Here is a 14,484-nt window from a genome sequence, read left to right as displayed (position 1 = left end):
CCCGGGGGCCCCGCGGGCCGGGCCCCCCGCGGGGGTGGGGGGGCGGTCGCCGTTCCCCGGGGCCGTCGGGCCGGCCCGACGACCCGAACGGGTGAACAGAGGCGGGCACGCGCACCAGCCCGCGGTTGGGCGGCGTTGAGTGGAGGGACGAGTGCACGCACCACGTGCCCGGGGGCGAGCGAGCGGAAGGGGTCGGCCGATGCCCGGTCTTCAGCGAGCCGTGCTGCTGCGGGCGGCCGCGGCCGCGCTGGCGCTCGGAGCCGCGCTCGGGGCGCAGAGCGCGGTCGGCCCGGCGCTGGCCAGGCGGGGGGTGGAGCGTGCCGAGCGGGACGCGACCGTGTGCGCGGAGGCGCTCCGGACGGGGGCGGCGGCGCGCGGGGCCGGCCCGGACGCACGGGTGCGGGCGGCCCTCGCCGGCCGTTACGACCTCGACCGGTACGACCTGGGGTGGCCGTACGGCTGCGATCCGGATCACCCGTTGGGGTGAAATCACCTCGGATCCGATTAACCCTCACTCTTTCGGCTTAACTCCAAAAACCGGAGGAACCCGGCGCCCCCGGGAGCGTTCATAGGGGCGTGACGGTGTTTCCCGAGGGGGTTGTCCGGATGGCCGGGCCGGCGACGGAGTGGATCGGCACGGCCGCCCGGCTGGGCCTGGCCGTGGTCTGGGGCTGGGCCGGGCTGGCGAAGGTCGCCGACCCGGCGGAGGCGGCCCAGGCGGTGCGCGCGTACGAGATCCTGCCCGAGTCCCTGGTCAAGCCGGTGGGCCACGGGCTGCCCTTCCTGGAACTGGCCCTGGCGCTGCTGCTGCTGATCGGCCTGGGCACGCGGGTGGCCGCGGGCATCTCGGCGGTCCTGCTGCTCGCCTTCATCGGCGGGATCGCCTCCGCCTGGGCGCGCGGCATCTCGATCGACTGCGGGTGCTTCGGCGGCGGCGGGACGGTCGACGCCTCGCAGACCGAGTACCTCCAGGAGATCCTGCGCGACACCGGGTTCCTGCTGCTGGCCGGCTGGCTGCTCCGGTGGCCCCGCACGAAGTTCTCGGTGGACGGCCGGCTGGCGCTCTGAGCCGCCCCGCCCGCCGGTCCCACCGCCGCACCCCCACCCCCGAACCTGGAACTCCAAGGCTGATGAGCGAGAAGAACCGAGAAGGCAAGCGCACCGCCCGTGAGCGGATGCTGGCGGAACGCGTTGAGGAAGAGGCCCGCGGCCGGCGGAAGAAGAAGCTGGTCATCGGCGGCGTGGCGCTCGCGGTGATCGCCGCCGCCGTGGTCACCGGCGTGGTGGTGCAGGACCAGCGCTCCCAGCCGGAGACCCCCACCGCCGCCCCGGCCGGCACGATCGGCGACAAGAACCTGATCGTCCCGGTCGGCTCGGACAACGCGCCCTCCGTCCTCACCGTCTACGAGGACCCGCGCTGCCCCGCCTGCGGCGTCTTCGAGCGGGAGTTCTCGCCCACCATCAGCCAGCTGGAGGACCAGGGCAGGATCTTCACCAACTACCACATCGTCTCGTTCATCGACCGGGCCGTGCCGGGCAAGGGCTCCAAGTACGCCGCCAACGCGCTCGGCTGCGCCCAGGACGCCGGGCACTTCCGCGACTACCACGACGTGCTCTACCGCAACCAGCCGGACGAGACCAACGACGCCTTCGGGGACAAGGCGGTCCTGATCAACCTCGCCAGGCAGGTCGACGGCCTGGTCACGCCCTCCTTCGAGGCCTGCGTCAACGACCTGGAGTTCAGCGGCTGGGTCTCGGCGGTGCAGCAGGACTTCGACAAGTCCAACTTCAAGTCCACCCCGACGGTGCTGCTCAACGGCCAGCCGATCTACCCGAAGTTCAACAACGAGGAGATCACCCCGGCCAACCTGGTGAAGTGGGTGGACGCCGCCAACCAGGGCAAGCAGCTGGGCACCCCGGGCACCCACGGCCAGTCCCCGGCGCCCACCAGCACCGCCTCGGAGCCCAACAACCCCTCGCCCAAGGCGGGGTGAACCGGGCGCGTACGCTGCGGGGTGGCCGCCGCCCCCTCCCCGTCCCGACGGGTCGGGGGGGGGGGGCCCCCCCCCCCCCCCCCGGCGGGTGGGGGGGGCGGCGGGCCGTGCTCCGGGCCGGCGCCGATCTGTGCCCGACTGTGACCCGCCGGGGTGCCCTCGACGGGCCGCCGACCCTGTAGCGTCGGAGCTGCCATGGATATCGCCTACATTCCCAGCCCGTCGCGGGGGGTCCTGTACCTCGGACCGGTCCCGCTGCGCGCCTACGCCTTCTGCATCATCCTCGGTGTCGTCGTGGCCGTCTGGCTCGGCAGCAAGCGCTGGGTCGCCCGGGGAGGCGGGCGGCACACCGTCGGCGACATCGCCGTCTGGGCCGTGCCGTTCGGCCTGGTCGGCGGCCGGCTGTACCACGTGATCACCGACCACCAGCTGTACTTCGGCGAGGGGAAGAACCCCTGGAACGCCCTGAAGATCTGGGAGGGCGGCCTCGGCATCTGGGGTGCGATCGCGCTGGGCGCGGTCGGCGCCTGGATCGGCGCCCGCCGGCGCGGCGTCCCGCTGCCCGCCTACGCCGACGCGATCGCCCCGGGCATCGCGCTCGCCCAGGCGCTCGGCCGCTGGGGCAACTGGTTCAACCAGGAGCTGTACGGGCGGGAGACCACCCTGCCGTGGGGCCTGGAGATCACCAGGACGCTGCCCGGCGGCGAGGTGGTCACCACGATCCACCACCCGACCTTCCTCTACGAGTCGCTCTGGTGCGTGGGCGTCGCCGCGCTGGTGATCTGGGCGGACAAGCGGTTCACCCTGGGCCACGGGCGGGCCTTCGCGCTGTACGTGGCCGGGTACACGGCGGGCCGGTTCTGGACCGAGTGGCTGCGGATCGACGAGGCGCACGAGTTCTTCGGCCTGCGGCTGAACGACTGGGTGGCGATCGTCGTCTTCCTCGCCGCGATCGCGTACTTCGTGATCGTCGGGAAGAAGCGGCCCGGGCGGGAGGACCCGGCGTCCATCGACCCGATGGCGCGCGCCGAGGCGGACGCCGCGGCGCCGGCCGACGGGCAGCAGGACGACCTGTCGAAGGGCGAGCGGTCGAAGGACGGGTCGAAGGACGACGGGCCGAAGGACGAGCTGCCCGGGGACGGCAGGCTCGACAGGCTGGAGAAGGACGCCAAGCACCCCGCCTGACCTGCGCCGACCCCGCTCCCGGCCGCCCTCCGCACCTCGTGCGCAGGGCGGCCGGAGCCATGTTCGGACAGCCTTACTTTGCTGGAAATGCGCAGCTCAACAGGGCTACGGTCGATAAGTAAGGCGATCGGACCAATGGACGGAGGGGTAAGGCCGTGACTGCGACCGCCCTGGAACACGAGACCGGGCACCACCCCCGGATACCCGCCGCAGGACACCACCGGGACGTCAACGGCGGCTGGCTGCGCCCGGCGGTGTTCGGCGCGATGGACGGCCTGGTCTCCAACTTCGCGCTGATGACCGGTGTCGTCGGCGGCGCCGTCTCCAACAGCACCGTGGTGCTCACCGGCCTGGCCGGGCTGGCGGCCGGCGCCTGCTCGATGGCGGCGGGGGAGTACACCTCGGTGGCCTCCCAGCGGGAGCTGGTGCAGGCCGAGATCGAGGTCGAGCGGCTGGAGCTGCGCCGCAACCCGCACGGCGAGCTGGCCGAGCTGACCCAGCTGTACGTCGAGCGCGGGGTGGATCCCGAGCTCGCCCACGAGGTGGCGCGGCAGCTGTCCGCCGACCCGGAGCAGACGCTGGAGATCCACGCCCGGGAGGAGCTGGGCGTCGACCCCAACGACCTCCCCTCGCCCTGGGTGGCGGCCGCCTCCTCGTTCGTCTGCTTCGCGGTGGGCGCGCTGCTGCCGCTGCTGCCGTACCTGCTGGGAGCCACCTCGCTGGTGCCGGCGCTGCTGGTCGCGGCGGTCGGACTGTTCACCTGCGGCGCGGTGGTGGCCCGGGTGACGGCGCGCAGCTGGTGGTACAGCGGGGTGCGCCAGCTGCTGCTGGGCGGCGTCGCGGCCGGGGTGACCTATCTGCTGGGCACGCTGATCGGCGGGCAGGTCTGACGCGGCTGTGCCGTTGCATTGTTATGCGCCTGAACGGGTGAGGTTGCACACATGGTGAGCCGATCAAGCCTGGCCTTGTCTCGCGATGCGGGCCCATTGACCGAGGAATCGCATCCGCGGATCGATTTCCGGGATGGAATCCCAGGGCGCTTTGATCAACTTCCCTGGGTGCGGGATTTCGCCCCTGTTTCAGGCCCCGGGGCGCCGGGCACAATCGTCGGGACGTGCGGTGTGGCACGTCCCCTCACCGCCCGGTGACCTGCGGATCAGTCCGCGATGTGGACGGAAATTTCCGCTTCCCGGGACCTTCGGCATCATGTAACGTGCGTGCCTCAATCGCATCAGGGCCAACGTCGTCCCTACTGCACCAGTTTCGAAAGACGACGACGGGAGAGCCGATGCTGTCTGCATCCATGCACTCCGCCAACGAGCCCCAGGCCGGCGCCGCGCGCCCGCCGTACGCGCTCGTTCCGGATGCGCGACCTGCTGCTCAGGGCCTGTACGACCCGCGAAACGAGCACGACGCCTGCGGCGTCGGATTCGTCGCCACGCTGACCGGCATCGCCGACCACACCGTCGTCGAGCAGGCGCTGACCGTCCTGCGCAACCTGGAGCACCGCGGCGCCACCGGCGCCGAGCCGGACTCCGGCGACGGCGCGGGAATCCTCACCCAGATCCCGGACGCCTTCCTGCGCACCAAGGTGTCCTTCGACCTCCCCGAGGCCGGCGCCTACGCCGTCGGCATCGCCTTCCTGCCCGACGCCGACGACGCGGACGCCGCCGCCGTCGCCCGGATCGAGGCGATCGCGGCCGAGGAGGACCTGACCGTCCTCGGCTGGCGCGACGTCCCGGTCAGCCCCGACCTGCTGGGCGCCACCGCGCGCGGTGTGATGCCGCGCTTCCGCCAGCTCTTCCTGGCCGGCGAGGGCAAGGCCGGCATCGAGCTGGACCGGATCGCCTTCGTGGTCCGCAAGCGCTCCGAGCGCGAGGCCGGGGTCTACTTCCCGTCGCTGTCCGCGCGCACCATCGTCTACAAGGGCATGCTGACCACCGGCCAGCTGGAGCCCTTCTTCCCCGACCTGTCGGACCGGCTCTACGCCTCCGCGCTCGGCCTGGTGCACTCCCGGTTCTCCACCAACACCTTCCCGAGCTGGCCGCTCGCCCACCCGTACCGGTTCGTCGCGCACAACGGCGAGATCAACACGGTCAAGGGCAACCGGAACTGGATGACCGCCCGGGAGTCCCAGCTCGCCACCGACCTCATCCCCGCCAACAAGAACGGGCAGGGTCTGAGCCGGATCTTCCCGGTCTGCACCCCGGACCACTCCGACTCGGCGTCCTTCGACGAGGTCCTGGAGCTGCTCCACCTCGGCGGCCGCACGCTGCCGCACGCCGTGCTGATGATGATCCCGGAGGCGTGGGAGAACCACGCCACCATGGACCCGGCCCGCCGCGCCTTCTACCGGTACCACTCCAACCTGATGGAGCCCTGGGACGGCCCGGCCTGCGTCACCTTCACCGACGGCATCCAGATCGGCGCCGTGCTGGACCGCAACGGCCTGCGCCCCGCCCGCTACTGGATCACCGAGGACGGCCTGGTCGTCCTCTCCTCCGAGGTCGGCGTGCTCGACATCGAGCAGACCCGGGTGGTCAAGAAGGGCCGGCTGCAGCCCGGCCGGATGTTCCTCGTGGACACCGCCGAGCACCGCATCGTCGAGGACGAGGAGATCAAGTCGGCGCTGGCCGCCGAGCACCCCTACGAGGAGTGGGTCGAGGGCGGCCAGATCCAGCTCGCCAAGCTCCCCGAGCGCGAGCACATCGCGCACACCCACGCCTCGGTCACCCGCCGCCAGCAGACCTTCGGCTACACCGAGGAGGAGCTGCGGGTCGTCCTGGCGCCGATGGCCAGGACCGGCGCCGAGGCGCTCGGCTCGATGGGCACCGACTCGCCGATCGCCGCGCTGAGCGAGAAGCCGCGCCTGCTGTTCGACTACTTCGTGCAGCTCTTCGCGCAGGTCACCAACCCGCCGCTGGACGCCATCCGCGAGGAACTGGTCACCTCGCTGCTGTCCAACCTCGGCCCCGAGGGCAACCTGCTGGCCGCCGAGGCCGCCGCCTGCCGCTCCGTCGGCATCACCTTCCCGGTGATCGACAACGACGAGCTGGCCAAGCTGGTCCACATCAACGCGGACGGCGACCAGCCCGGCCTCAAGGCCGTCACGCTGTCCGGCCTGTACAAGGTCGCCGGCGGCGGCGAGGCCCTGGCCGCCCGGCTCGCCGCGATCGCCGCCGAGGCCGATGCGGCGATCGCCGACGGCGCCCGGATCATCGTGCTCTCCGACCGGCACTCGGACGCCGAGCACGCCCCGATCCCCTCGCTGCTGCTCACCTCGGCGATCCACCACCACCTGATCCGCACCAAGCAGCGCACCCGGGTGTCGCTGCTGGTCGAGGCGGGCGACGTGCGCGAGGTGCACCACGTCGCGCTGCTGATCGGCTTCGGCGCCGGCGCGGTCAACCCGTACCTGGCGATGGAGTCGGTCGAGGACCTGGTCGCCCAGGGCACCTTCCTGACCGGGATCGAGCCCGAGAAGGCGATCAAGAACCTGATCAAGGCGCTCGGCAAGGGCGTGCTCAAGGTGATGTCCAAGATGGGCATCTCCACCGTCGCCTCCTACCGCGGCGCCCAGGTCTTCGAGGCGATCGGCCTCTCCCGGGAACTGGTGGACGCCTACTTCGCCGGTACCACCACCAAGCTCGGCGGCATCGGCCTGGACGAGATCGCCAAGGAGACCGCCGCCCGGCACGCCAAGGCCTACCCGGCCTCCGGCATCCCCGCCGCGCACCGCGCGCTGGAGATCGGCGGCGAGTACCAGTGGCGCCGCGAGGGCGAGCCGCACCTGTTCGACCCGGACACCGTCTTCCGGCTCCAGCACTCCACCCGCAACCGCCGCTACGACATCTTCAAGCAGTACACCGACCGGGTGAACGAGCAGTCCGAGCGGCTGATGACGCTGCGCGGCATGTTCAGGCTCGACGCGCTCGGCCGCACCCCGGTGCCGGTCGAGGAGGTCGAGCCGGTCTCCGAGATCGTCAAGCGGTTCTCCACCGGCGCCATGTCCTACGGCTCGATCTCCCGCGAGGCGCACGAGACCCTGGCGATCGCGATGAACCGCCTCGGCGGCAAGTCCAACACCGGTGAGGGCGGCGAGGACCCGGACCGCCTGTACGACCCCGAGCGACGCTCGGCGATCAAGCAGGTCGCCTCCGGCCGGTTCGGCGTCACCTCCGAGTACCTGGTCAACGCCGACGACATCCAGATCAAGATGGCCCAGGGCGCCAAGCCCGGCGAGGGCGGCCAGCTGCCCGGCCACAAGGTGTACCCGTGGGTCGCCAAGACCCGGCACTCCACCCCGGGTGTCGGCCTGATCTCGCCGCCGCCGCACCACGACATCTACTCGATCGAGGACCTGGCGCAGCTGATCCACGACCTCAAGAACGCCAACCCCGAGGCCCGCATCCACGTGAAGCTGGTCTCCGAGGTCGGCGTCGGCACGGTCGCGGCCGGCGTCTCCAAGGCGCACGCGGACGTCGTCCTGGTCTCCGGCCACGACGGCGGCACCGGCGCCTCGCCGCTCACCTCGCTCAAGCACGCGGGCGGCCCCTGGGAGCTCGGCCTCGCCGAGACCCAGCAGACCCTGCTGCTCAACGGCCTGCGCGACCGGATCGTGGTGCAGACCGACGGCCAGCTGAAGACCGGCCGCGACGTCGTCATCGCCGCCCTGCTGGGCGCCGAGGAGTTCGGCTTCGCGACCGCCCCGCTGGTGGTCTCCGGCTGCATCATGATGCGCGTCTGCCACCTGGACACCTGCCCGGTCGGCGTCGCCACCCAGAACCCGGTGCTGCGCGATCGGTTCTCCGGCAAGCCGGAGTTCGTGGTCAACTTCTTCGAGTTCATCGCCGAGGAGGTCCGGGAGATCCTGGCCTCGCTGGGCTTCCGCTCGATCGAGGAGGCCGTCGGCCACGCCGAGCACATCGACGCCGAGGCCGCGGTCGACCACTGGAAGGCCGCCGGGCTCGACCTGGCCCCGCTGTTCCACGTGCCCGAGCTGCCCGAGGGCGCGGCCCTGCACCGCACCACCACCCAGGACCACGCGCTCGACAAGGCCCTGGACAACCAGCTGATCGACCTGGCCCAGGACGCCCTGGAGAGCGGCGACGCCGTCCGCATCCAGCTGCCGATCCGCAACGTCAACCGGACCGTCGGCACCATGCTCGGCCACCACGTGACCAAGCGGTACCGCGGGGAGGGCCTGCCGGAGGGGACCATCGACGTCACCTTCACCGGCTCGGCCGGCCAGTCCTTCGGCGCCTTCGTGCCGCGCGGCATCACGCTGCGCCTGGAGGGCGACGCCAACGACTACGTCGGCAAGGGCCTGTCCGGCGGCGTCATCGTGGTCCGCCCGGCCCGTGACGCGGCGGCGATCGGCAACGACGCGCAGAACCACGTCATCGCCGGCAACACCATCGGCTACGGCGCCACCGGCGGCCGGATCCACCTGCGCGGCAAGGCCGGCGAGCGGTTCGCCGTCCGCAACTCCGGGGCCACCCTGGTCGTCGAGGGCGTGGGCGACCACGGCCTGGAGTACATGACCGGCGGACGGGTCGTCATCCTCGGCGAGACCGGGCGCAACCTGGCGGCCGGCATGTCCGGCGGCATCGCCTACGTGCTGGACCTGCGCCCGGCGAACGTCAACAGCGGCATGGTGGGCATCGAGGCCCCCAGCGCCGCCGACCGCGACTGGCTGCGCGAGACCGTGCAGCAGCACTACGAGGAGACCGGCTCCACCGTCGCCGCCGAGCTCCTGGCGGACTGGGGCAGCGGGGTCTCCCGCTTCTCCACGATCATGCCGACCGACTACAAGGCAGTGCTCGCCGCCAAGGACGCCGCTGAGCGCGATGGCCTCTCCGAGGCCGAGACCACTCGCAAGATGATGGAGGCGGCACATGGCTGACCCCAAGGGCTTCCTGACCACGCCCAAGCAGCTGGCCGAGCGGCGTCCGGTGGACGTGCGACTGCGGGACTGGAACGAGGTCTACGTCGAGCGCAGCCTGCTGCCGATCATCACCAAGCAGGCCGGCCGCTGCATGGACTGCGGCATCCCGTTCTGCCACAACGGCTGCCCGCTCGGGAACCTCATCCCCGAGTGGAACGACCTCGCCTACCGGGACGACTGGAAGGGTGCGATCGAGCGGCTGCACGCGACCAACAACTTCCCGGAGTTCACCGGGCGGCTCTGCCCGGCGCCCTGCGAGTCGGCCTGCGTGCTCGGCATCAACCAGGACGCGGTGACCATCAAGAACGTCGAGGTCACCATCATCGACAAGGCCTGGGACCGGGGCGGGGTCACCCCGCAGGTGCCGGAGCGGCTGTCCGGCAAGACGGTCGCCGTGGTCGGCTCCGGGCCGGCCGGCCTGGCCGCCGCCCAGCAGCTCACCCGGGCCGGGCACACCGTGGTGGTGTACGAGCGGGCCGACCGGATCGGCGGCCTGCTGCGGTACGGCATCCCCGAGTTCAAGATGGAGAAGCGCCACATCAACCGCCGCGTCGAGCAGATGCGCGCGGAGGGCACCCGGTTCCGCACCGGCGTGCACGTCGGCGAGGACATCACCGGGCAGCAGCTGCGCGAGCGCTTCGACGCGGTGGTCGTCGCGGCCGGCGCCACCACCGCCCGCGACCTGCCGGTGCCCGGGCGCGAGCTCAAGGGCGTCCACCAGGCCATGGAGTACCTGCCGCTGGCCAACAAGGTGCAGGAGGGCGACTTCGTGGAGTCGCCGATCAGCGCCAAGGGCAAGCACGTCGTGGTCATCGGCGGCGGCGACACCGGCGCGGACTGCGTCGGCACCGCGCACCGGCAGGGGGCGGCCTCCGTCACCCAGCTGGAGATCATGCCGCGGCCCGGCGAGGACCGGCCGGCCAACCAGCCGTGGCCGACCATGCCGATGACCTACAAGGTCACCTCGGCGCACGAGGAGGGCGGCGAGCGGGTCTACTCCGTCTCCACGACCCACTTCAGCGGCGACGAGGAGGGCAACGTCCAGGAGCTGCACCTCGTCGAGGTGGCGTTCAAGGACGGCCGCTTCGAGCAGGTCCCGGGCACCGAGCGGGCCGTCCCGGCGCAGCTGGTCACCCTGGCGATGGGCTTCACCGGGACGGACGTGCGGAACGGTCTGGTCGACCAGCTGGGCGTGGACCTCGACGCACGCGGTAATGTGGCCCGGGACGGCCGCTTCGCCACCAACGTCGATGGCGTCTACGTCTGCGGTGACGCCGGACGGGGCCAGTCCCTGATCGTCTGGGCTATCGCGGAGGGCCGCTCGGCCGCCGCGGCGGTCGACAAGTACCTGGGCGGCAAGACCCCGCTGCCCGCTCCGATCCGGCCGACGGACCGCCCCCTGGTGGTCTGATCCGGTCCAGGTAGCCCGGCGCCGCACTGCCGGGTCGTACCGAGCCGCACCCCGTCAGCGTCGCCGGGCCACCGCGGTCCATGGCGCCTGCCCACATCCCCGACCAGTTTGGGGGCAGGCGCCTTTCGCGTTCTCCGGGGGCGGGCGGGGCCGCCGGGCGGGCCGGTCGCCGGCGCGAAGCGGACGGGAGGGGCGGCCGTGTGCCCGGGTCGCGTCAACCGTTGTCGATTCCGGCCGAGTTGTGGCTTCCGGGCGGACATCGGGGGGCTGGGGATGTCCATGGCGACGGCGGGGGGCTAGAGTGCGTTCCGGGGAGCTACGGGTCGGCTACCGCGCGTATCCGGACGGTGGTCGTCCGGGAGGTCACGGCGGGGGCCGGCGGTTCCGCGAGGGCGTTCCGAGGACTGTTGTTTGTCGGTCCCTGATGGAAGACTGCGGCCGACGGCCGGGGGGCTGCGCGAGGTGCGGAGGGTTGAGGCGATGGGTGCGACTCAGGCGGGTGGTGGTGCCACCGTGCGGCGTCTGCTACTGGGGTCGCAACTACGAAGGCTCCGGGAGGCCCGGGGCGTCAGCCGCGAGGAGGCCGGGTACTCGATCCGGGCCTCCGAGTCGAAGATCAGCCGGATGGAGCTCGGCCGGGTCGGCTTCAAGGAGCGCGACGTCGCCGACCTGCTGACGCTGTACGGCGTCGACGCCGAGCCGGAGCGGGCCTCGGTGCTGGGGCTGGTGCGGGCCGCCAACGCGACGTCCTGGTGGCACGGCTACGGGGACGTCCTGCCCGGCTGGTTCCAGAACTACCTGGGCCTGGAGGAGGCCGCCACCGAGATCCGCAGCTACGAGGTGCAGTTCGTCCACGGGCTGCTGCAGACCGCCGACTACGCGCGGGCGGTGATCACCCACGGCGGGCACGTCACCGAGCCGGCGGAGATCGAGCGGCGGGTGCAGGTGCGGCTCAAACGCCAGGAGGTGCTGACCGCCGACCGGGCGCCGCGGCTGGTCGCCGTCCTGGACGAGGCCGTGCTGCGTCGCCCCTGGGGCGGGCCGGAGCTGATGCGGGCGCAGGTCGACCGGCTGCTGGAGCTGACCGAGCTGCCGAACGTCGAGCTGCAGGTCATGCCGCTGGGCTTCGGCGGACTGCGCGCGGAGGGCGGGGCGTTCTCGGTGCTGGCCTTCGACGAGCAGGAACTGCCGGACATCGTGTACCTGGAGCAGTTCACCACCGCCCTGTACCTGGACAAGTCGGCCGAGGTCGCCGAGTACGCGGGTGCGATGGACGGACTGGTGGCGGACAGCCTCTCCCCCGAGCGGACACGAGAACTTCTTCGCTCCGTACGCCAAGAACTCTGACGGATAAGTACGATGAGCCCCGATCAGATCTGACGCGAACGACAGCGGACGGTGTTCGTGCGTTCCCGGAGGCATGAGAGGGACCAGATGTCGTACCTTTCCGAGTTGGCGCTGCAGTACATCGACGGTGAGTGGCGCGAGGGCAGCGGCTCCTGGGACATCGTCGACGTCGACCCCTTCACCGGCGACAAGATCGCCGCGATCACCGTCGCCACCGTCGAGGAGGTCGACCAGGCCTACCGGGCCGCGGCGCGGGCGCAGCAGGAATGGGCGGCCACCAACCCCTACACCCGCCGGCTGGTCTTCGAGCGCGCGCTGCGGATCCTGGAGGACCGCGAGCAGGAGATCACCCGGGACATCATGACCGAGCTCGGCGGCACCGCCGTCAAGGCCTGGTTCGAGCTGTCGCTCACCAAGGACATGCTGCGCGAGGCCATGCAGTTGTCGCTGCGCGCCGAGGGCCGGCTGCTGCCCTCCCCGGTGGACGGCAAGGAGAACCGGCTCTACCGGCTGCCGGTCGGCGTCGTCGGCGTGATCAGCCCGTTCAACTTCCCGCTGTTCCTGTCGATGAAGGCCGTCGCCCCGGCGCTGGCGCTCGGCAACGGCGTGGTGCTCAAGCCGCACCAGGAGACCCCGGTGGTCGGCGGCACCCTGATCGCCAAGGTCTTCGAGGAGGCCGGCCTGCCGGCCGGCCTGCTGAACGTGGTGGTCACCGACATCGCCGAGATCGGCGACGCGTTCATCGAGCACCCGATCCCCAAGGTGATCTCCTTCACCGGCTCCGACAAGGTCGGCCGGCACGTCGCCACCGTCGCGGCCTCGCACTTCAAGCGGACGGTCCTGGAGCTCGGCGGCAACAGCGCCCTGATCGTGCTGGACGACGCCGACGTCGACTACGCGGTGGACGCGGCCGTGTTCAGCCGCTTCGTGCACCAGGGGCAGGTCTGCATGGCCGCCAACCGGGTGCTGGTCGACCGCGCCGTGGCCGAGGAGTTCACCCGGAAGTTCGTCGCCAAGGTCGCCACCCTCAAGGTCGGCGACCCCCGGGACCCCGCCACCCACATCGGCCCGCTGATCAACCCGGTCCAGGCCGACGCCCTCACCGCGCAGGTCGACCAGGCGGTCGCCGCCGGTGCCACCGCGCTGCTGCGCGGCACCACCACCGGCAGCCTGATGGAGCCCGTGGTGCTCGGCGACCTGCCGGCCGACGCGCCGATCCTGCGGCGCGAGCTGTTCGGGCCGGTCGTGCTGGTCGTGCCGTTCGACGGCGAGGACGAGGCGGTGCGGATCGCCAACGACACGCCCTTCGGGCTCAGCGGCGCCGTGCACACGGCCGACGTGGAGCGCGGCGTGCGGGTCGCGCAGCGGATCGAGACCGGCATGATCCACGTCAACGACGGGACCATCGCGGACGAGCCGGTGGTGCCCTTCGGCGGCGAGAAGAACTCGGGCGTGGGCCGGCTGAACGGCGAGTCCACGGTCGACGCGTTCACCACGGTGAAGTGGATCTCGATCCAGCACGGGCGCAGCCGCTTCCCGTTCTGACCGTTCCAGCCGTGCCGGCCGTCCCCTCCCGCCCCTTCCCGGCGCCCGAGAGGACGGCCGGGTTCCACTTGCCGGCCGGGGCTGCCCTATGCTGCGCCTGTCGGACCACGGGGGGACTGTGTTCGACCGCGCGTGACCGGAACGGACCGAAGGGGTGGCAGGGGTGACCGGGTTTCAGGACATCGGCCGGGAGTGGCTCGTGGGTGGCGAGGACGACGAGGCGCGTCCGCCCGCCGACCTGCGCCCCGAGATCCCGCACCCCGCCCGGATGTACGACTACTACATCGGCGGCAAGGACAACTTCCCGGCCGACCGCGAGGCCGCCGAGAAGGTGCTCGCCATCAGCCCGATGGTGCGGCTCAGCGCGCTGGCCAACCGGGCCTTCCTCGGCCGCGCGGTGCGGCACCTCGCCGAGGAGGGCATCCGGTGGTTCGTCGACATCGGCACCGGCATCCCCAGCGCGGGGAACACCCACGAGGTCGCCCAGCGGGTGCGGCCGGACGCCCGGGTGGTCTACCTCGACAACGACCCGATCGTGCTGGTGCACGGCCGCGCCCTGCTGAGCGGCACCACCCCGGAGAGCACCTCGGTGGTCCAGGCCGACCTGCGCGACCCGGCCGCGATCCTGGCCGTCCCCGAGGTCCGGCGGGCGCTGGACTCCGGCGAGCCGGTGGCGCTGCTGCTCGTCGCCGTCCTGCACTTCATCGACGAGCAGGACGACCCGTACGCCATCGTGCGCACCCTGGTGGACGCCCTGCCGCCCGGCAGCCGCCTCGTCCTCTCCCACGGCACCCTCGACTTCACCCCGACCGCCGACGCCGGCCGCGGCCCCGCCGTCTACCGCAACGCCTCCGCCCAGCTGACCATGCGCAGCCGCGACCAGGTGCTGCGCTTCCTCGACGGCCTCACCCTCACCGCCCCCGGCCTGGTCACCGCCCCCCTCTGGCGCCCCGACACCCCCGAGCAGCCCACCGACTCCCAGATCGGCATCTGGGCCGCCGTCGCCGAGAAGCCCTAGGCTCTCTCGGGTCGCGCCCGACGGCGGAGGGGCCGGC

At 72.0% G+C, this 14,484-nt stretch carries 10 protein-coding genes; all 10 read left to right on the top strand.

The features are described 5' to 3' along the window. Positions 1 to 199: 199 nt before the first annotated feature. The 10 genes from ACFU74_RS05395 (at position 200) to ACFU74_RS05350 (ending at position 14,447) form a co-directional block, all read left to right on the top strand. A complete protein-coding gene (locus ACFU74_RS05395; RefSeq protein ID WP_380752051.1) occupies positions 200 to 487 on the top strand; it encodes a hypothetical protein in 288 nt (95 codons plus the stop codon). Between the two features lie 119 nt (positions 488 to 606). Then, entirely contained in the window at positions 607 to 1,068 is a 462-nt protein-coding gene (locus ACFU74_RS05390) for a MauE/DoxX family redox-associated membrane protein (protein ID WP_380752048.1), read from the top strand. A gap of 62 nt (positions 1,069 to 1,130) precedes the next feature. Continuing rightward, on the top strand, positions 1,131 to 1,994 hold the full coding sequence (locus ACFU74_RS05385; RefSeq protein ID WP_380752045.1) for a DsbA family protein: 864 nt from the start codon (positions 1,131 to 1,133) through the stop codon (positions 1,992 to 1,994). 195 nt (positions 1,995 to 2,189) lie between these two features. Then, positions 2,190 to 3,179, top strand: a complete 990-nt coding sequence (lgt, locus tag ACFU74_RS05380) for a prolipoprotein diacylglyceryl transferase (RefSeq protein ID WP_380752042.1) — start codon at positions 2,190 to 2,192, stop codon at positions 3,177 to 3,179. 170 nt (positions 3,180 to 3,349) lie between these two features. Continuing rightward, positions 3,350 to 4,069: a VIT1/CCC1 transporter family protein gene (locus tag ACFU74_RS05375; RefSeq protein ID WP_380752160.1), complete on the top strand. Its 720-nt coding sequence runs from the start codon at positions 3,350 to 3,352 to the stop codon at positions 4,067 to 4,069. A gap of 413 nt (positions 4,070 to 4,482) precedes the next feature. Then, positions 4,483 to 9,084 (top strand): glutamate synthase large subunit, encoded by a 4,602-nt coding sequence (gene gltB, locus ACFU74_RS05370; RefSeq protein WP_380752158.1) that lies wholly within the window; start codon positions 4,483 to 4,485, stop codon positions 9,082 to 9,084. Further along, the gene (locus tag ACFU74_RS05365) at positions 9,077 to 10,537 is read left to right on the top strand and encodes a glutamate synthase subunit beta (protein ID WP_380752039.1); all 1,461 of its coding nucleotides are present in this window, start codon (positions 9,077 to 9,079) and stop codon (positions 10,535 to 10,537) included. The genes gltB and ACFU74_RS05365 overlap by 8 nt, the downstream gene beginning before the upstream one ends. Positions 10,538 to 11,017: 480 nt before the next feature. Next, on the top strand, positions 11,018 to 11,884 hold the full coding sequence (locus tag ACFU74_RS05360; RefSeq protein ID WP_380752036.1) for a helix-turn-helix domain-containing protein: 867 nt from the start codon (positions 11,018 to 11,020) through the stop codon (positions 11,882 to 11,884). Between the two features lie 87 nt (positions 11,885 to 11,971). After that, positions 11,972 to 13,429, top strand: a complete 1,458-nt coding sequence (locus ACFU74_RS05355; RefSeq protein WP_380752033.1) for an aldehyde dehydrogenase family protein — start codon at positions 11,972 to 11,974, stop codon at positions 13,427 to 13,429. A gap of 163 nt (positions 13,430 to 13,592) precedes the next feature. Then, on the top strand, positions 13,593 to 14,447 hold the full coding sequence (locus tag ACFU74_RS05350; RefSeq protein WP_380752030.1) for an SAM-dependent methyltransferase: 855 nt from the start codon (positions 13,593 to 13,595) through the stop codon (positions 14,445 to 14,447). Positions 14,448 to 14,484: the final 37 nt, after the last annotated feature.

Source organism: Kitasatospora sp. NPDC057500, assembly GCF_042802195.1.
GTDB lineage: Bacteria > Actinomycetota > Actinomycetes > Streptomycetales > Streptomycetaceae > Kitasatospora.
This window is presented reverse-complemented; position numbering and strand designations above follow the sequence as displayed.